The following is a 19484-nucleotide window of genomic DNA, read 5'->3' on the forward strand; positions in this document are numbered from 1 at the left end:
CTTGGCCAGAAAAATGAGTCGTTCTCGCTGTTCTAAACTAAGTGGTACAGAAACAATTCGAGGCATGTGTGAACATCTGTTAACTAAAAAAACTTTTTCGCATGATTAGTTATTTTTGTCAACTTACTGGTATCTACATCGACATGCGATTCACGAATATAAGCTTCAACATCTAAACTTTTTTCACAAATACGTGGATGATCTTTACGACTAATCACCACATAATATTGTAAAAATAATTGCTGCTGATAAAAACCCTGCTCTAACTCAGGTAAAAAACCAATCGCAAAATCAATTTCACCATTTGCCATTTGATAACTGGTTTCACGGGTAATAGGACGAATTTTAATCCGCACTGAAGGTGCATATTTTTTTAAAAACTTGGTCAGTTTTGGCAATAAAACCAAATGCGAAACATCGGTCATTGCCAAGGTAAATAATTGATCGGAATGTGTCGGATCAAAATCGACTTTAAAATTATTGACCGTTTCAATTTTATTAATAATTTCACTAATCGGTGAAAAAATCTGTTTCGCCAACTCTGTAGGCAACATTTCATTGCCAACCCTTAAAAATAATGGGTCATTAAAATGCTGACGAATTTTATTTAAACAGTTACTAACCGCAGGCTGACTCATGCCCAATGCATCTGCTGCTGCAGACACATTTTTTAATTTATATACATAGTAAAAAATCTGTAGCAGTTTGCTATCTAACTTAAACATATCCATCTTTCCTTAGAATCAGTTTCACTGCTCAGTTTTCATCCTTATTTAACGCCAAGCTTTTAATTTAGAGCTATGCCCAATGCCCACATTAAAACAATTGGTCGGATCCAATTTTTGATAATGCTGCTTTAAGGCAGGCTTCGCCACATATAAATGCCCAACATTATGCTCTGCAGGATACTCTGCCCCACGTGCATCAAGCAATGACCACATTTGATGTTCCATCGCCAACGGGTCTACGCCTTTTTTAATAATATAGTCCTGATGAAAGACATGACATAAAAAATGACCATAATACAACTTATGTATAATCGCCTGCTCCAACTCTTCGGGCAAGGTTTCAACCCATTGCTGATCATTACGTCTTAACGCAATATCTAAAGCAACAATGTCTTCCACTTCATTTCGATGTGTATCACGATAACGAATTGCAGCACCTGCCACTGCAAAGCGATGCAGAAAAGCCTTGCGGCCTTCATCTTCATTACATAGAAAAAAACTGCCGGAATTGCGCGTGATAAAATAATCCATTAAAAACTGCTGTACTGCCGCAACATCTTGCTGCTCAATGCGCAAAATTAAATGATGTTCATACAAATCACGAAATTGGTTCATGCGTTCTGGTAAATGATTTGGCAGTAGTTTCGTGAACATTTGCAAAACTTTATCCGACAATCCACGCATGCCCCAACGGGTTAGAAAACCATCAACTTTATCTTTCATGGCAAAAGCTGCAGGTACTTTACTGGTGCCAAACTTCTCGATAAACAAGAAGCTGTCTTTGCCATATTCTGCACCAATGTCATAGGCATCTCGATGAATATACTCGCCAGCAATCGGTACACGCGGCAAATCACGTAATAAAAAACGGCGAATCGCGGTTAAATCATCCTGCTGATTGCTGCCGATATAAAACACCTGACTCGGAATTTTCTCAAATGTATCCAAACGCACTGCAAACACACAGACTTTACCTGCCGAACCCGAAGCTTCAAACAAACGGCTCGGGTCGGCATTAAACCGTGCAGGCGTATCGGCATCGACTTGGGCAACATCATGCACGTAACGCTGATCTGAAGCACAACAATGTTCCGAATATTCAATATCTTCAGGGCGATATTGTTGTTGCTCAAGTTTGGTTAAAATTTCTTCTGGCGAGTTCCCTAAATTCACCCCCAAATGATTGATGAGTTGCAACTCGCCCAGTGCATCGACTTGTGCATATAAGGCCAACTCAGTATAGGCAGGACCACGTCTGACCAATGCACCACCTGAATTATTACATACCCCGCCCAACACTGAAGCGCCAATACAAGATGAACCAATGACTGAGTGTGGCTCACGCTGATGCGGCGCCAATTGCTGTTCCAAAGCATCCAATGTTGCACCAGGCAAGCAAATCACTTGCTTGGCATCGTTGATGAGCTGAATACCTTTTAAACGTTGGGTGTTGATCAAAATTACAGGACGATCATAGTCATCACCAAAAGGGGTAGAACCACCCGTGAGTCCAGTATTGGCGGCTTGCATAATAATAATGCAATCTGCTGCCACAGCCACTTGTAACACTTGCCACTGCTGCAATAAAGAACCTGGCGTGACCACCGCAAAAACCTGTCCTTCGCCAAAACGTCGCCCTTGACGATATAAACGAGTATCTGATTCATGGGTCAATACATGCGCTTTTCCCACAATATCGACCAAGTTTTTGAGGGTTGCTGCAGCATCAAATTGTGTTGCAGAAGAAATTGTCTGTGGCATAGTGTACAAGTCCTGAAACAAGGTGAAAAATACAATTAAGCGATTCAGCCAAATGCATCGGTTGATGGATTGATCGCTCCTGTTGGCAGTTTAGCCTTTCAGTTCACGCTCAAGTTGTACCAAGCAATCTGAGTTAATCGCTTGAATGTTTTTAGCACCCGTTAAGGTCATTGCGACTCGCATTTCTTTATCAATCAATTCGAGTAAATTACTCACACCCGCCCCACCTGCTGCACCTAGTGCATAAATAAAGGCACGTCCGAGCATACAAGTATCCGCACCCATCGCCAACATGCGCACCACATCTAGGCCATTACGAATACCTGAATCCACTAGAATTTTTAGATCTCCTTTTACTGCATCGGCTATTGGCGGTAAAGCACGTGCAGTCGAGAGCACACCATCTAACTGACGACCACCGTGATTGGACACCACAATTCCATCAGCCCCAAAACGAACAGCATCCTTAGCATCTTCTGGGTCTAAAATGCCTTTAATGACCATTGGGCCATCCCAGAATTCACGAATCCACTCCAAGTCTTTCCATGAAATAGATGGGTCAAAGTTATTGCCTAACCAGCCAATATAATCTTCAAGTCCTGTTGGTTTGCCTAAGTATTTAGAGATATTGCCCAAGTCATGCGGACGACCTAGTAAGCCAACATCCCATGCCCAGTTTGGATGCATCACTGCCTGCATATAGCGGCGCATAGCAGCATTTGGACCACTCATGCCCGAATGTGCATCACGATAACGTGCGCCAGGCACAGGCATATCTACCGTAAAGACTAAGGTTGAGCAGCCTGCTGCTTTGGCACGTTCCAAGGCATTGCGCATAAAACCACGGTCACGTAATACATATAATTGAAACCACATTGGGCGTGAAATGGCAGGCACCACTTCTTCAATTGGGCACACCGACACGGTAGATAAAGTAAACGGAATACCTTTTTTGTCAGCTGCAACTGCAGCCTGCACTTCACCACGGCGCGCATACATGCCCGTTAAACCCACAGGTGCCAAAGCCACAGGCATTGACAAGGTTTCATTAAATAAGGTGGTTTCTAAACTCAAAGCCGACATGTCATTCAAAACACGTTGGCGCAAGGCAATCTGTGAAAGGTCTTCCACATTTCTTTTCAGCGTTTGTTCCGCGTACGCACCTCCATCAATATAGTGAAATAAAAATGGCGGTAAACGGCGTTTGGCTGCTTCGCGGTAATCATTCGCAGAAGAAATAATCATGGCGCTATCCTGTTTAATCGACTCGCACGCTGACGACGCGCATCTTCCTCGTCTATCATGCGTACTTGTTGAACTACAAATTCAATATGTCCACACACTGCCGAACGGGCAGCTTCTGGATCCTGGCGTTCAATTGCATCCATCACTTGAAAGTGTTGATCGTGCAACTGATCGAAACGGTGGGCTTCGGTATAGACTTTGCGTCTGCCCAAAACTACGTTGTATTGCAACAAATCAAATAAGCCGCGCATCATTTGAATGAGCACCAAATTGTGCGATGCTTCGGCAATTGCCAAATGAAACTTGGCATCGGCAATTGCTGCCTGATCGTCATCACCTAAAATTTGAAAATGGGCGATTTGCTCATAACAGGCACGGATGTTTTTCAAATCCTCAGCAGTTGCCCGCTGTGCGGCATACCATGCCGTACCACCTTCAAGCACCATTCGTGCTTCCTGCACATCAAAACGATAAGCAGGATCTTCATCAATCAGGTTACTTAAAGGCTGCACAATTTGATATTGCGACCAATTGGTAGGCAGTTGTTGCAAAAAAGTACCCGCTCCAACTTTGCTGACCAGCATGCCCTGACTGGTCAATTGCTGAATAGCCTCACGCAAAGAGGAACGGGAAACCCCGAGTTGTTCACATAACTTTCTTTCGGCAGGCAATCGGTCTCCGACTTGCATCTGATTTTTTTCAACCAGTGTGCGCAGGTCTTGAACAACTTTGTCGGAAACTTTCATGCGGCTATCCTCTTGTGCATGTGGTTATGGAATCATCCATGGGAACACATAAGCTTGTAGAGTGATAATAATACCGATCATTACGGTGAACGTGATACTGTGTTTCACGGTAAAGCGGAATAAATCCGATTCTTTACCGACTAAACCAACAGCCGCACAGGCAATTGCAATAGATTGCGGTGAAATCATTTTGCCTGTTACCCCACCACTGGTATTGGCAGCAACCAACAGAACTTCTGGTACACCAATTTGCTGTGCGGTTGTGGCTTGCAAGGCAGCAAACAAGGCGTTGGCTGAAGTATCTGAACCTGTCAAGAACACCCCAATCCAGCCTAAAAATGGCGAGAAGAATGTGAAAGCATTGCCTGTGTGTGACAAAGCCAGTGCCAAAGTCGCAGACATACCTGAATAATTGGCAATAAATGCAAACGCCAACACCATCCCAATAGAATAAATTGGTGTTTTTAGCTCGTTGATGGTTTCAGCAAAAGTTTTAACAGCTTCACGCGGTTTCATTTTTAAATAAATGATGGTGATGATGGCCGCAATCATAATCGCAGTCCCAGTTGCGCTAAGCCAATCGAACTTAAAGATCGCATCATAGTCTTTAACATCAGCGACCACAGGCGGCATCTTTTGCACCAGTTGGTGTAAAAATGGCACTTTGATGGAAATTACCCAGTCGTGCATTGCGCCATCTTTGGCAAATAAATCTTTAAACGGCTTGATGCTCCAAATAGTGACCATCACCGTTAACACTGCAAAAGGTGACCATGCTTTAACAATCTGCCCGATGCTGTATTTTTGCTGTTGTTCTGCAACTAAGTTGGCATCCACTTTGGTGTCTGCATCGCTAAAACGGAAAATGTGTTTTGGCTGCCAGAATTTAAATAAGACCGTTAAACTAATCAAAGAGGCAATTGCGGCTGTAATGTCAGGTAACTCAGGTCCAACAAAGTTAGAGGTCAAGTATTGTGCAATCGCAAAAGCACCACCACCCACCAACACTGCAGGCCAAGTTTCTTTCACACCGCGCCAGCCATCCATAATTGCCATAATCCAGAACAGCACAATAGGCACCATAAATGGCAACTGACGCCCAACCATCTGGCTAATTTCCATGGTTTCTACACCCGAAACCTGACCCGCCACAATAATTGGAATCCCCATTGCGCCAAACGCAACAGGTGCGGTGTTCACAATCAAACATAAACCCGCAGCGTATAAAGGTTTAAAACCCAAACCCACCAACAAAGCAGCAGTAATTGCCACTGGCGCCCCAAAGCCCGCTGCACCTTCTAAAAATGTGCCAAACGCGAAGCCCACTAGTAGCATCTGGAGACGCTGATCTTCTGTAATTGACAGAATAGATGAGCGAATAATGTTAAACTGCCCTGTTTTTACAGAGATTTTATATAAAAATAATGCGCCAATAATAATCCATGCGATTGGCCATAAACCGTAGAAAAAGCCATAGATCAATGAAGCAAAAGCCATTGGTGCAGGCATGCCATAGGCAAATAACGACACTAATAACGCCAAAATAACCGTAATTGTTCCCGCAACACTTCCTTTTAAGCGAAATACAGCCAATGCCAGAAAGAAAAAGATAATCGGGATTAATGCAATAAGACTCGAAATCCAAATATTTGCCATTGGATCGTAGATCTGTTGCCAATGTTGAAGCATTGTCATCTCCTTGAAATGCTCACTCAAACGTAAACATAGGTCTAAGCATATAGATAAAATTCTAATTTTGGTCTGACCAATATTAAGATAAAAATCAAAATACTCTTAACATTTGCAACAAATAATAGTTTTATACAAATAAATGTCAATATTGGTTGGATTGTTTATTCATATGGTCATACCAATTTAAATAAAGATGATCTTTGTTCGCAGCATAAAAAATACGGTGAAGAAAAATTTAAACTTTGTTTTTTCTGTAGTTTTTAAGAGGAAGGAAAAACCAAATTTATTCGGCACAGCCTTATACAACTTTCGTCTAATACAGTAAAATACGTGTGCTTTCTTCTAAGATGAATTGAACGCTTGATCAAAGGAATCATGGATAAATTCAGCTCAAGTGGCCGCTATTCGGCTTAAAAACATGTGGATTAAAAGAATTTTTTAGACAAAAAAATAACGCCATTATTGACTGCAACAATGGCGTCATCGTGTATTTATAACAGCAACTCACACCTTACTGTGGCTTAACCTGTCACCACGTTCAGGCGCTTTAAACGCGAAATATGCAAATCAATTTGCCCTGCAATTTCAGGTAAAATTTGCTTTAAAAACTGGCTATAGTTCATTGCATCTTCTGCTCTTAATACGCCTGCTTGTACCAATTGTTCCTGCTGTAGCAACATACTTTGTACACGGTTTAAATCAGGCTTTTGCCCTTGGCTTAAACCTGTACTAATTTGCTTAAAGCCTAAATACAACTGATCACGTTGCTGGATTAATTGCTGCATTTCAACTGCAGATACCGCAGCACGCTCTAGCATAGCGTTTGTTTCCAGTACATTTTCAGATTCATCTGAATATAGACTTTGCGTTGTTTCTATCTCTGTGGAAGCCGTGTTCGGTTTCACCCACACTGTTTCCGAAACAGTCTTATTCGGTGGTTGAAATACATACACCACGGTAAACAACACCGCGACCGCCAAAACAAAAAAGCCAATACCGAGCCATCGAGTCCCATTCATGTGCATGCTCCATAAGCAAACCATCCTAAAATGCGCTCAATTCAAATATCGTCTTGAGCGCCTTAGCATGCTTTGCCTGTTATGATCGGCTTAAAAATTACGGCGTCGACCAATCGCTTGGTGCATAACCCAAACGCACTCGCTGTGGGTGATTCCCCACTGGCACACTGCGGACTTTTTCTCCCGTAGCAAAGTCAATCACCGTTACCACATCGGTTTCACTTTCTGAAATCACACAGCTTTTTCCATCTGGGCTACGGGTTGCCCAATATGGTTTACCTGCAGGAATCAGTTTGCCTGCTTTTAAACTCTGACGGTCTACAATGGTCGCGTAATCATCCATCGTGCCTGCCACACAGAGTTTTTCGCCATCTGCGCTGATGGATAAACCATGATGACGTGAATCATTTACCCATTTGCTGCGGTCTTTTGGAATTGTACTGCTGCCTGGTAATTGTCCAATACGCGTGACTTTATCGGTTTTTAAGTCGTATTCCACCAAACCATTAAAAAATGAAACCTGCGCATAAAGTTTGCTTTCATCTTTACTTAGCACCATAGGACGCACTGAGTTGGATAAATCCTTACGTCCAAAGGCATCTAACGCAGGTCGGAAATCAATTTTTTTCAGAACTTTATAATTGTTGGCATCGGCAATGGTAATAAAGCGCTTACCTTTGGTAAAATCTTGCCACTGTGCATCCATCGAAGTTTCTACGTTACCAATCGCAGAGTTTAAGATTTTCGTTCCACCTGCAAAGTAAATATTTTCGTGCGGCTTATCCCCTGTTGCAAAACGCCCCAATTCTTTACCTGTATGAATATCTAAAACATGCACCACATTACCTGACGATGCCGACACAGCAACACGTTGTCCATCTGGTGAAACCGCCATGTGGTCTGCGCGGAAACCTTCGACTGGCGTACGCCAATTAATTTTGCCCGTTTTAATGTTGATGGATACCACATCGGCAAAACTTGGACGTGAAGCCACAATCGACTGTCCATCTGGCGTGGAATACATATCATCCACCAACTGGTCATTGCCCTCACCTGCAGTTTGTTGAATGTAAGTGTAGGCAATCAATTTCACTGGATTTAAATGAATTTCTAATAAACGCTCTTTGCGGTCAGGAATCATATTGACCACACCCACTTTGCCAAAGTCTTGTGAAGGGTGAATCACCGTCACTGTGCCATCCCAGTTATTGCCGACAAAAAAGACTTGTTGGGTATTCGGTGGCTGCGGTAAATAGGTCGAATCTGCATAACTTTGTGCGCTGACACAACTTCCTAAAGCCAGCACGCCTTGAAGTAGATGTTTAAACACCTTGTTGGAATAATTCATGTTCTTGTTCTCCCTGAACAGCAAAATGAAAGTGTTGTTTTTGTTTTGGCTTGTGTTTTTACATATTTGTTGTTTTTAACTGAAGCCTGCCTAATCCATCTTGAAGCGATCTTGAAGATTGTTGGCGTGGCATTGATTGGGCAATAGCATAAGAGTTTTTGTAATTTTGCGTCTAGGGTTCGAGCTAGACTATCCGATAGCAGGTCAATTTTCAGATAAACAGAAATACAGCATCACATCCTGTTAAAATGCCAAGTATGATAAAAGCTTGTTTTTGTCGATGAAATGACAGTAATCCCATACCCATTCAAGCATTTAAACTCAAGAATATAAGGATGTGCCGAGATGCAGTTGTTGGAACTTAAAACCTTGCGTAAACAGCTTCGACAACAGCGCAGAGCGGTCACGCGCACCCAACAGCAACACGCACAGCAAGCTGTTTTGCAGCGGCTAATACGACTGCCAAAATTTCAGTACGCAAAAAAAGTGGGTATGTATTTACATGCTTTTGGTGAAATTCATACACACCGCATCATTGAATATTGCTTCGCGCATAGCAAACAAGTGTATTTGCCCATGATTTGCAATATGAATCAACACTTGGTGTGGGTACAAATCACCCCACAACAATATCGTCAGCGTCGCTTTGCCCATCATCGTTTGGGGATGCAAGAACCAAGAACAAGTCGCGGAAAACACATCTCCCATTTAGATTTAGTCTTGATGCCCTTATTGGCTTGCGATACGCATGGCACCCGCATTGGAATGGGCGGTGGTTATTATGACCGCACTTTAGCCTCTGCCCCGCAGCATCCTTATCGCTTAGGGATTGCACATGATTTTCAGCTAATTCATACACGCTTGCCACGTGAAAATTGGGATCAACCTGTAGATGCCTTACTAACTCCACAACATTTTTTACAGTTTAAACGCACCTTGAAACGCTAAATTGATCATTTTGACTGAATAGATCAATTTAAAATCACATATTTAGCTACTTTTTAAACAATTTGTGTTGACCTACCCTTGTATTTTAAAAAATACCCATCACTATAAAAAACATGGCAACACCGTTGTCACTCATTAGGAGTGCCCATGTCTGAAATTATTATGAATCAAGAAACCTTAGAGCCTCAGGTTCCAAGTGTATTACCGCTTTTAGCGCTACGTGATGTGGTGGTTTATCCACACATGCAAATCGCGCTATTTGTAGGTCGTGAAAAATCGATCAATGCAGTTGATGTGGCTCGTAACAGTGACAATCTAGTATTTGTAGTTGCGCAAAAAGATTCGCTTACAGAAGAAATTGATCACGACAATTTATATCAATACGGTACTGTCGCGAAGATTGTGCAAGTTGTGAATCACGAAAATGATGAAAACTGTATCAAAGTTCTGATTGAAGGCTTATACCGCGCCAAACTCGAAAAAATTATTGATGAAGACGCGTATTTGACTGCAGAACACAGCTTGAGCCCAATGACTGTTGCGATGGATGAAAATACCCAAGCAACACGTTTGCAAGAATTACGTGCCTTATTTGCGCAATATGCAGAAGCAAAATTACGCAATGCACGTGAACTGATTGCTGCTGCCAATAAAATTGAAGATTTATTGCAGTTGTTGTTCTTTGTTGCAACCCGTGTGCCATTGAATATTGATGTCAAACAAAAATTCCTTGAGCACGATGAGTTTGAAGCTCACTTGACCGAGTTAATGACTTATTTATTGCAACAGTCTGAAGAACAGCAGATTGAGCAAACCTTGCATGACTCTGTTAAACGCCAGATGGAAAAAAATCAGCGTGAATACTTCTTGAATGAGAAGATGAAAGTCATTCAACGCGAACTGTCCGATATGAACGGCGGTGCGGAAGATGATGTCGCTGAAATTGAAAAACGTCTGGCCGAAGCAGACTTGCCAGAACATGTCCGCAAAAAAGCAGAAGCTGAGTTCCGTAAGCTAAAAGCCATGCAACCTGCATCTAGCGAAGCGGCTGTGGTACGTAACTATCTGGAAGTAATTTTAGATACGCCATGGAACAAAGCCAGCAAAGTCAGCATTAACTTGGCGAAAGCACAAGAAATTTTAGATGCCGACCATTACGGTTTAGATGAAGTCAAAGACCGTATTGTGGAATACCTTGCTGTGCAGTCGCGCGTGAAAAAACTCAAAGGTCCAATTCTGTGCTTAGTCGGTCCTCCGGGTGTAGGTAAAACCTCACTGGGTGAATCGGTTGCAAAAGCCACTGGACGTGAGTTCGTGCGCATGGCGCTAGGCGGCGTACGTGATGAAGCGGAAATTCGCGGTCACCGCCGTACCTATATTGGTGCGATGCCGGGTAAAATTGTGCAGTCATTGACTAAAGTTGGTGTGAAGAACCCACTGTTCTTGCTCGATGAAATTGACAAAATGGCACAGGATTACCGTGGCGACCCTGCATCTGCTTTGTTAGAAGTACTTGATCCATCACAAAACAACAAGTTTAATGATCACTATTTAGATCTAGACTTAGACTTGTCTGAAGTGATGTTCATTTGTACTGCCAACAGCATGAATATTCCAGAAGCTCTGTTAGATCGTATGGAAGTAATTCGTCTACCGGGTTATACCGAAGATGAAAAAGTGAATATTGCAGAACGCTATCTTGTCCCTAAAGCCATCAAAAATAATGGCTTGCGTGCTAAAGAATTGACGGTTCATGAAGAAGCGATTCGTGACATTGTGCAGCGCTATACACGTGAAGCAGGTGTGCGTAGTCTGGAACGTGAAGTGTCAAAAATTGCCCGTAAGGTGGTGAAAGAAGCAGTCAGCAAAAAAGCCAAAAACCTACAGGTAGATGTGACTTCACAAAACTTGCCTGACTACCTTGGTCCACACAAATTTGACTATGGTATGGCAGAAGAAGAAGCCGAAGTGGGTCGTGTAAATGGCTTGGCTTGGACTTCAGTGGGTGGTGAATTACTCACCATTGAAGTGGCAACCATGAAAGGCAAAGGTAATTTCATCACCACAGGTTCATTGGGTGATGTGATGCAAGAGTCAATCAAAGCCGCGATGACCGTTGTGCGTACCCGTGCCGACAGTTTAGGCATTGAAGCCAATGTATTTGCCGAAACCGATGTACACGTACACTTGCCAGAAGGTGCAACACCTAAAGATGGTCCATCTGCAGGTTTGGCATTGACTACGGCATTGGTATCTGCATTTACAGATATTCCAATTCGTCCTGATATTGCCATGACAGGCGAAACCAGCTTACGTGGTCGTGCAATGCGCATTGGTGGCTTGAAAGAGAAACTTCTTGCGGCACATCGTGGTGGTATCAAACTGGTATTTATCCCACAGGAAAACGTGCGTGACTTGTCTGAAATTCCAGACAATGTCAAAGAAGGTTTGGAAATCAAGGCTGTGAAAAGCATTGATGAAATCTTGCCTTTGGCACTGACCAGTATGCCTAAGCCTTTAACCAAGGCACCGATTGTGAAGCCAGTAGCAGCAGGCAAAGCCGCACGTCATTAAGCAAGTTACTCTGCTTTAAGCATAGAACATCTCAAAAGAGCACTTCGGTGCTCTTTTGTTGTATTTAGATTCTGGATTTAAAATAATTGAATAATTTTTTATTTATTTTTAAAATGGATAGTCTGTTTTTAATTCAATTTCCTTGAAAAATAGGCAAACCATCCACATATATAAATTTAAGATACATCGCGCTGTATGTTTCTTGTTTGGTCTATTTAGACCGATAAATTGATCAGACGCTTTTGATTGAAGCGTGCTTCATGGTCTGGTCATCCATATCTCCAGGTGGATGACCTTTTAACCGCAGTCCTATTTCAATTCAGGGCTGCGTTTTTTATGCGCTGCGATCAATCATCAAGGTGATAAAATCTGTGCAACCAAGCCATTCACGACATGTGCCATTTTTTCAAAATTTACTGTTTTTAAAGTATCACCTGTGGTGTGGCGAAGTGAGCTGCGATAACTGCCCGTATCGGTAATTAAAATAGCTGGAATATCATATTTCCAATAATTTAAATGATCTGAAAAATCTATACCCTTGATGAAAGTCGGTGCCACCACGCGCTCACATTGCAATTGATTCAAACGCTGCATCGCATTGCAATAGGTTGCACTCATTTCACGTGACTGCATATTGCTCAATGCCGCAATAAAATTGCCATGACTTGGGTAAATCCACTTTAAACCGATTGGGTAATTTTGCACCAAGTTTTTGTCGTAATAACCAATCATATCCAGCACATACACCGCACGGATTTTTTCTTTTTCAGCCTGCACAGATTTGGCATGTACAAAACTGCCCATCGACTCAGTTTTAAAAAATGGTGGTTCTGCCAAGGTATAAAATACAAATTCTACATTTTGACTAAGTTTATTCTTTTCCTGCGCCAAAATTCGTGCTGTTTCGATTACACCTGCCACGCCAGAAGCGTTGTCATTTGCCCCCTGCTGCTGCCCATAAACATCGTAATGCGCACCAAAAATCGTTTTTTGCGCAGCACCGATATTCAATTTGCACACCACATTGCGGTAGCTTTGCTGATTGACCACATAATTTTGAAATTGACACGGAATTCCAAATACTCGCATTTGTTCCCGAATCCATGCCGAAACCCGATTCAGTTCAATCACATTTTTATAATGACGATACTGTTCGGAATTACCCAAACCCTGCTGCCCAATCACTTGCTGCATATAGACTTGCAAATTGTTTGGTTCTGCCCATTGAGCCTCAGGCACAGCAAATGTAGCAGTGGTCATCAATCCCATACCCGCGCCCAATATCCATGAATATAACTGCTGACTTTGAAACGCGCGCATGCTGATAATTCCAAGACAAAAAAGACCAATAAGATTGCTGAGTATTAAAGCAACAGCCTGTTGGCAAATTCAATTGCAAATTGTGTCGTTACACAGCGCTTGTGTTGAATCATGGTTATAATGCGAGATTCTGATTGATCGCTACATGAACTCGCCTATGAAAATTCGCATTCTGACCATTGGACAAAAAATGCCTGCTTGGGTGCTGACTGGTTTTGAAGATTATTTCAAACGGATTCAGCCTTTTGTGCAGACTCAAATTGTCGAACTGCCAATGGCGAAACGTGGCAAAAATGATTCTGAGGCCGATATTCTAAAATATCGCCAAATTGAAGGTGATAGCATTTTAAATGCCATGAAAAACAATGAGGTGTTAATTGCCTTGGAAGTGGGCGGCAAAGAGTTCAGCACCGAAAAACTTGCAGAAACCATGAAAGGCTGGATGCTAGAAGGCAATGATGTCGTGCTTGCGATTGGTGGACCAGATGGTCACTCTGAAGCAGTACGTAAAGCAGCAGCATGGCATTGGTCATTATCCAAACTAACTTTGCCACACCCTTTAGTTCGCGTGATGCTGATTGAGCAGCTATACCGTGCTATGAGCATCAACTACAACCATCCTTATCATCGTGCAGGTTAAATCAACTTATTCAATTTGTACGTTGAGTTATCAAAATATCTTCAACTCAAACGACGTTGCAAAGCTGCAACATAGCGTTGAACAAAAGTACATTTCGCTATACACACTTTTTTGCGATGCTGTAGAACAGCAGGCTTTAGGGATCTAGGCATGAACTTACAGACATTACCCGGTTTATTTATCTCACATGGTTCGCCCATGTTGGCACTCAATCCTGAACAGGTCGGGCCTGCACTCAGCCGTTTAAGTGAAAATTTGCCAACACCGCAAGCCATTGTGGTGATGTCGGCGCATTGGGAAAGTAATGCACTGGAGGTCAACACAGGTATTCGCCCTGAAACATGGCATGACTTCCGTGGTTTTCCTGAAGCCTTGTACGCCCTGCGCTACCCTGCACCTGGCTTACCTGAACTGGCAGAAGATATTTTGCAGCGTTTGGCTGATGCGGGCTTTGCTGCCCATGCCAACAGCACACGCCCGCATGATCATGGCGTATGGATGCCATTACTACACATGTATCCCGATGCCAATATTCCAGTGATTACCATTTCTTTGCCCATGAATATGAGCGCCGAACAGATTTATCACATTGGGCAAAGTTTAGCGCCATTACGTGAACAGCAAATTTTACTGATTGGCTCAGGCAGTATCACCCATAACTTACGTGAATTATCATGGAATACACCCAATGCGGCTGTGCCTGAATGGGCATCTAGTTTCCGTAATCGTGTGGTGCAGCATTTAAGTCATCGCAATTATGATGCAGTACTAGATTGGCAACAATTGCCACATGTAGCACGTAATCACCCAACCCTAGAACACTTTGCACCGCTGTTTTTTGCAATGGGTACGGGAGATCGATTTAACATTGTACATAGCAGCTTTAGCATGGGTTCACTCGGTATGGATATTTATCGTTTTGACTAACCGATAGCTCCGCTTATTTAAAATCTGACTTTTTAATTTGGATACATTTTGTTAGCAAAAGCTACGATTTGTATCCATATTTTTTGTTAATCTCTTGATTATAATCACGTTGAAACTTTAGCACATAGAATATAAACCAATGAAATTCAGTATTTTTGCGCTTGCCCTGCTCCCTTTGGCTTTAACTGCATGTCAATCTTCACATCTTCCTGCCACTTCAGGAGATCCGGCTATTTCTACTCTATCCACCACATTAAAAACGCCTACACAAATTTTGCCCGCTTATACCTGGGAACTTGATCGTGGGCTGCAACGCCCGATTGTTCTGAGCTTTGATCAACGAGGCAGACTAAGTGTAGCTTCTGGCTGTAATGGCCTTGGCACGAGCTGGACTGTTAAAGATAATACCCTGAGTACGGGTGACATGATGGGCACCATGATGGCATGTGATGCACCATTAATGGAACAGGAACGTTTTATCAGCCAGCTTCTGCAAAAGCGTAATATTCCGTTTAGTCTGGATCTAAATGATACCAATCAGCCAAAACTGAGTATTACTGCAGCTGATGGTCAAAAATATGTCTTTACCGGAAAAATGACACCGGAAACCAAATACCAAGGTCAGGCAGAAACCATTTTCCTGGAAGTTTCGTCACAGACTAAAGCCTGTACGGGTGTAGCTCAGCAAACCTGCTTACAGGTGAAAGAAATCAAATATGATGAAAAAGGCTTAAAGACTCAGGTCGATAAAGACTGGACTTTATTTTACGATCAGATCGAAGGTTTTCAGCATTCATCGAATGAGCGTCAGATTATTCGGGTAAAACGTTATGAAATTAAAAATCCGGCAGCTGACCAGTCTAAATATGCCTATGTATTCGACATGACCGTAGAGCGTGAAGCAGTCAAAGGCACTCTATAACGATAAAATCGCAATATAAAAAAACCGAGGCATTCACCTCGGTTTTTTTTCAAGCTTAAACTCAGTCAGACTTAGAATACGCCTTGAGAAAGCATTGCATCAGCAACTTTTACGAAGCCAGCGATGTTTGCGCCGTCTACATAGTTCACGGTACCGTCTTCTTTCGTACCGAATTTTACGCAGTTGCGGTGAATTTCTTTCATGATTGCGTGTAAGCGCTCATCAACTTCTTCGAAAGTCCAGCCTAAACGCAATGCGTTTTGAGACATTTCCAGACCAGAAGTTGCTACACCACCGGCGTTAGATGCTTTACCTGGCGCATAAAGAATTTTCGCTTCAACGAATTTCTCAACCGCTTCAAGTGTAGAAGGCATGTTCGCACCTTCAGCAACACAGATTACGCCGTTTGCAAGAAGCGCTGCTGCATCATTCGCATCAAGTTCGTTTTGAGTCGCACATGGAAGCGCGATATCACATTTAATACCCCAAGGACGTTGACCTTCAAGGTATTCAAAACCGTGCTTAGACGCAAATTCAGAAATACGACCACGTTTTACGTTTTTAAGTTCCATCACTTCAGCAAGTAATTCTGGCGTGAAACCTTCTTTCACGTACACAGTACCATTCGAGTCAGAAAGTGAAACTACTTTCGCACCCAAGTACATTGCTTTGTCTGCAGCAAATTGTGCAACGTTGCCTGAACCAGAAATCGCAACGACTTTATCTTTAAAGCAATCGCCACGAGTCTTGAGCATTTCCTCAGCGAAATACACAGTACCGTAACCTGTAGCTTCTGGACGCGCCAAAGAACCACCGAAAGACAAGCCTTTACCTGTGAATACACATGAAGTGTCATTGCTGAGCTTCTTCATCATACCCGCCATGTAACCCACTTCACGACCGCCTACACCAATATCACCCGCAGGAATATCCGTGTTAGAACCTAAATGACGATATAACTCGATCATTAAGGCTTGGCAGAAACGCATAATTTCGCCTTCAGACTTACCTTTAGGGTCAAAGTCTGAACCACCTTTACCACCGCCCATTGGCAATGTGGTCAAAGCATTTTTAAAGGTTTGTTCAAAACCTAAGAATTTTAAAATTGAAAGGTTCACTGATGGGTGGAAACGCATACCACCTTTAAATGGACCAATTGCTGAGTTGTACTGTACACGGAATGCACGGTTTACGTGGGTTTGACCTTGGTCATCTACCCAAGAAACGCGGAACTGAATTGCACGCTCAGGCTCAACCAAACGCTCAAGCAAACCATGTGCTGCATATTGAGGGTTCTTTTCAATGAACGGCCAAAGGCTGGTCATTACTTCTTCTACAGCTTGTAGAAACTCTGGTTGATGTGCATCACGTGTTTTAACGTAATCTAGGAATTCGTTAAGGCTGTTGTATTTCAACGCTTAATCCTCAGCAGAAAATGGATCAAAATTGGTCAAAATTTCAATCAATGATATATTTTGGCGCAAAATATTAAATATCTTTTGTTAACAATCTACAATAGTTTTTTTCAAAAAACTTTAAAACATTTGTATTTTCATAAATTTAACTTATTTTTTAGCGTGTTAAGCCCATAAGTTAATGTAACAAATTAATTCATAGTTTTGAGCATTTTTGCCCAAAAAGCTAGCAATTGTTGTTCTTAATTTGCGCACAAGCCTAAAAGCAAAAATCGTGCTAAAATCATCGACCTAGAATTTCCCCCTAGCCTTATCTTCCGTTTTTCTGCTGCTGTTTAAAGTGGCATTGGTTTGTCCATGAATTCGCAAATTGCTCTGATTCAAAATATTGATGCGCTACTCCCTCAAACTCAATGTGGCTTATGTGGTCACCGCGATGGCTGTTTACCCTACGCCAAAGCGATTGCAGAAGGCGAAGCGGCCAATAAATGCGTACCCGGTGGACAACCTGTTGCAGATGCACTAGCAAACTTACTGCAACGCCCTGTATTGACCGCAGAAGCCAGTGTTTGGCCTGTGCAGGCAGATGGACGCCCACAGCGTATGAAAGCGCTAATTCGTGAAGATGAGTGCATTGGTTGTACCAAATGTATTAATGCCTGCCCTGTCGATGCCATTTTAGGCTCAGGCAAACTCATGCACAGCATTTTGACTGATTTATGTACTGGCTGTGAATTGTGTATTCCACCTTGCCCTGTCGATTGCATTGACTTGGTGGAAGATACACAACCCCTGCTTTCTGATAGCGCACGAGTGGCAGAACAGAATGATTTACGCCAACGCTACTACGCCCACATACAACGTGAAGAACAACGTCGTCTGCACCGTAAAGGCCCTGTGGTACGTGCAGAAATTGATACCGAACTGTTTGCTCAATTTTCTGCACAAGCCGATGCTGCTGTGCCTGTGATTGAATTGCCTGTGCAAAAAAATGAACAGATTTCCACTGCCGATGCACAAACCACCATCGAACTGGCAAAATTACGCACACAAATTAAAAAACTCGAAAAACAACTCAGTGTGCGTGACGATGAGAAAAAACGGCTATTACTAACCAATTTACAACAACAGTTACGTGAATTAGGAGCATAAACATGCCCGAAAGAAATACACGTCTGACCAATAAAGCGGTCAAAACAACGGCTGCCAAAAGCACCACGCTCAAAGAAAAGCCGTCTAAAAATATGACCAAAAAGCAAATTCAGACTTTTTTTGAGCGCTTACGTGACCAACGTCCAAATCCGACCACTGAACTGAATTTTTCCAATCCATTTGAATTGCTGATTGCGGTGACCTTATCTGCACAAGCGACCGATGTCAGCGTCAATAAAGCCACCGACAAACTGTTTCCTGTTGCCAATACGCCCGAAGCGATTTATGCCTTAGGTGTGGAAGGTTTAAAGGAATATATTAAAACCATCGGGTTGTATAATTCCAAAGCAGAAAATGTCATTAAAACCTGCAAAATTCTCATCGAAAAACACGGCAGCATCGTGCCTGATAATCGTGCAGATTTAGAAGCCTTGCCTGGCGTGGGACGTAAAACTGCCAATGTAGTGTTAAATACCGCGTTTGGACAGCCAACCATGGCGGTCGATACGCATATTTTCCGCTTAGGTAACCGTACAGGTTTAGCTGTGGGTAAAAATGTTTTAGAAGTCGAACACCGTTTAATTAAAGTCATTCCTAAAGAGTTTTTAATTGACTCACATCACTGGCTGATTTTACATGGCCGTTATTGTTGTATTGCGCGTAAGCCTAAATGTGGTGAATGTGTGGTGTCAGATGTGTGTAACTGGCCTGATCGCTTTGAATTTGGCGCGCATCGGCATATCACGCTGCATGAAATTCATCACGAGCCCGTATCTAAGTAAGTGCTTCGGTAGAGTTTTGCAAAGTGATCTAAACTTATTGAAGACAAGCTAGATCATCAAAGCAATGTGGATCATCCAAAATAGTGTGGATAACTGTGCAATCTATGCACAAGATTGTACAGAGATGAACTTGTTTCTTCATGGTTGGTATTTTCACCGTTACCTAATCTTTTTGTCTCTGTAACTGCTTGAGATTTTATAAAAATTACAATACCTAAAGTAATAATACCAACCACAAGAATTATTAATAGAATTTTATTCTTTT

15 protein-coding genes and 2 pseudogenes are annotated in these 19484 nt (G+C 42.4%); 7 read left to right on the plus strand and 10 right to left on the minus strand.

Features of this window, described 5'->3' with window-relative positions:
• The 8 genes and pseudogenes from FTU09_RS13920 to FTU09_RS11835 form a co-directional block, all read right to left on the minus strand.
• Nucleotides 1-66, minus strand: a pseudogene (locus FTU09_RS13920) (helix-turn-helix domain-containing protein); the annotation flags it as partial.
• A 65-nt stretch (nt 67-131) separates the two neighbouring features.
• Nucleotides 132-725: pseudogene (locus FTU09_RS11805) on the minus strand (LysR family transcriptional regulator); the annotation flags it as partial.
• Between the two features lie 48 nt (nt 726-773).
• On the minus strand, nt 774-2489 hold the full coding sequence (gene dld, locus FTU09_RS11810; RefSeq protein WP_035311162.1) for a D-lactate dehydrogenase: 1716 nt from the start codon (nt 2487-2489) through the stop codon (nt 774-776).
• A 90-nt stretch (nt 2490-2579) separates the two neighbouring features.
• Nucleotides 2580-3734 (minus strand): FMN-dependent L-lactate dehydrogenase LldD, encoded by a 1155-nt coding sequence (lldD, locus tag FTU09_RS11815; RefSeq protein WP_016659249.1) that lies wholly within the window; start codon nt 3732-3734, stop codon nt 2580-2582.
• Entirely contained in the window at nt 3731-4480 is a 750-nt protein-coding gene (lldR, locus tag FTU09_RS11820) for a transcriptional regulator LldR (RefSeq protein ID WP_004970689.1), read from the minus strand. The genes lldD and lldR overlap by 4 nt, the downstream gene beginning before the upstream one ends.
• A 24-nt stretch (nt 4481-4504) precedes the next feature.
• On the minus strand, nt 4505-6175 hold the full coding sequence (gene lldP / locus FTU09_RS11825) for an L-lactate permease (protein ID WP_179988566.1): 1671 nt from the start codon (nt 6173-6175) through the stop codon (nt 4505-4507).
• Nucleotides 6176-6693: 518 nt separating this feature from the next.
• Nucleotides 6694-7191 carry a hypothetical protein gene (locus FTU09_RS11830; RefSeq protein ID WP_004970693.1) on the minus strand — a complete coding sequence of 166 codons (498 nt, stop codon included), beginning with the start codon at nt 7189-7191 and terminating at the stop codon, nt 6694-6696.
• Between the two features lie 97 nt (nt 7192-7288).
• Nucleotides 7289-8539 (minus strand): YncE family protein, encoded by a 1251-nt coding sequence (locus FTU09_RS11835; RefSeq protein WP_096902747.1) that lies wholly within the window; start codon nt 8537-8539, stop codon nt 7289-7291.
• A 351-nt stretch (nt 8540-8890) separates the two neighbouring features.
• Between FTU09_RS11835 and FTU09_RS11840 the strand changes: the two genes are divergently transcribed.
• Together FTU09_RS11840 and lon are read left to right on the plus strand one after the other, a co-directional pair.
• A complete protein-coding gene (locus FTU09_RS11840) occupies nt 8891-9487 on the plus strand; it encodes a 5-formyltetrahydrofolate cyclo-ligase (RefSeq protein WP_026438444.1) in 597 nt (198 codons plus the stop codon).
• Between the two features lie 147 nt (nt 9488-9634).
• Nucleotides 9635-12061 (plus strand): endopeptidase La, encoded by a 2427-nt coding sequence (gene lon, locus FTU09_RS11845; protein ID WP_131260796.1) that lies wholly within the window; start codon nt 9635-9637, stop codon nt 12059-12061.
• A gap of 354 nt (nt 12062-12415) precedes the next feature.
• Here the strand turns inward: lon and FTU09_RS11850 are convergent, their stop codons facing one another.
• Nucleotides 12416-13381, minus strand: coding sequence for a M28 family peptidase (locus FTU09_RS11850; protein ID WP_373685378.1), 966 nt, complete (start codon nt 13379-13381; stop codon nt 12416-12418).
• A 157-nt stretch (nt 13382-13538) separates the two neighbouring features.
• On the opposite strand from FTU09_RS11850, the gene rlmH reads away from it, so the two are divergent.
• The 3 genes from rlmH (at nt 13539) to FTU09_RS11865 (ending at nt 15870) form a co-directional block, all read left to right on the plus strand.
• Nucleotides 13539-14021, plus strand: a complete 483-nt coding sequence (gene rlmH / locus FTU09_RS11855) for a 23S rRNA (pseudouridine(1915)-N(3))-methyltransferase RlmH (protein ID WP_180062145.1) — start codon at nt 13539-13541, stop codon at nt 14019-14021.
• 150 nt (nt 14022-14171) lie between these two features.
• Nucleotides 14172-14948 (plus strand): dioxygenase, encoded by a 777-nt coding sequence (locus tag FTU09_RS11860; RefSeq protein WP_096901485.1) that lies wholly within the window; start codon nt 14172-14174, stop codon nt 14946-14948.
• A 139-nt stretch (nt 14949-15087) separates the two neighbouring features.
• Nucleotides 15088-15870, plus strand: coding sequence for an META and DUF4377 domain-containing protein (locus FTU09_RS11865; protein WP_180080403.1), 783 nt, complete (start codon nt 15088-15090; stop codon nt 15868-15870).
• Between the two features lie 71 nt (nt 15871-15941).
• On the opposite strand, the gene gdhA is transcribed toward FTU09_RS11865, so the two are convergent.
• Nucleotides 15942-17285: an NADP-specific glutamate dehydrogenase gene (gdhA, locus tag FTU09_RS11870; RefSeq protein WP_004970711.1), complete on the minus strand. Its 1344-nt coding sequence runs from the start codon at nt 17283-17285 to the stop codon at nt 15942-15944.
• A 357-nt stretch (nt 17286-17642) separates the two neighbouring features.
• On the opposite strand from gdhA, the gene FTU09_RS11875 reads away from it, so the two are divergent.
• Entirely contained in the window at nt 17643-18437 is a 795-nt protein-coding gene (locus tag FTU09_RS11875; RefSeq protein ID WP_004970712.1) for an RnfABCDGE type electron transport complex subunit B, read from the plus strand.
• 92 nt (nt 18438-18529) lie between these two features.
• Entirely contained in the window at nt 18530-19219 is a 690-nt protein-coding gene (gene nth / locus FTU09_RS11880) for an endonuclease III (RefSeq protein WP_131260868.1), read from the plus strand.
• Nucleotides 19220-19484 lie beyond the last annotated feature (265 nt).

The organism is Acinetobacter sp. YH12058 (assembly GCF_013419805.1).
Classification (GTDB): Bacteria; Pseudomonadota; Gammaproteobacteria; order Pseudomonadales; family Moraxellaceae; genus Acinetobacter; species Acinetobacter towneri.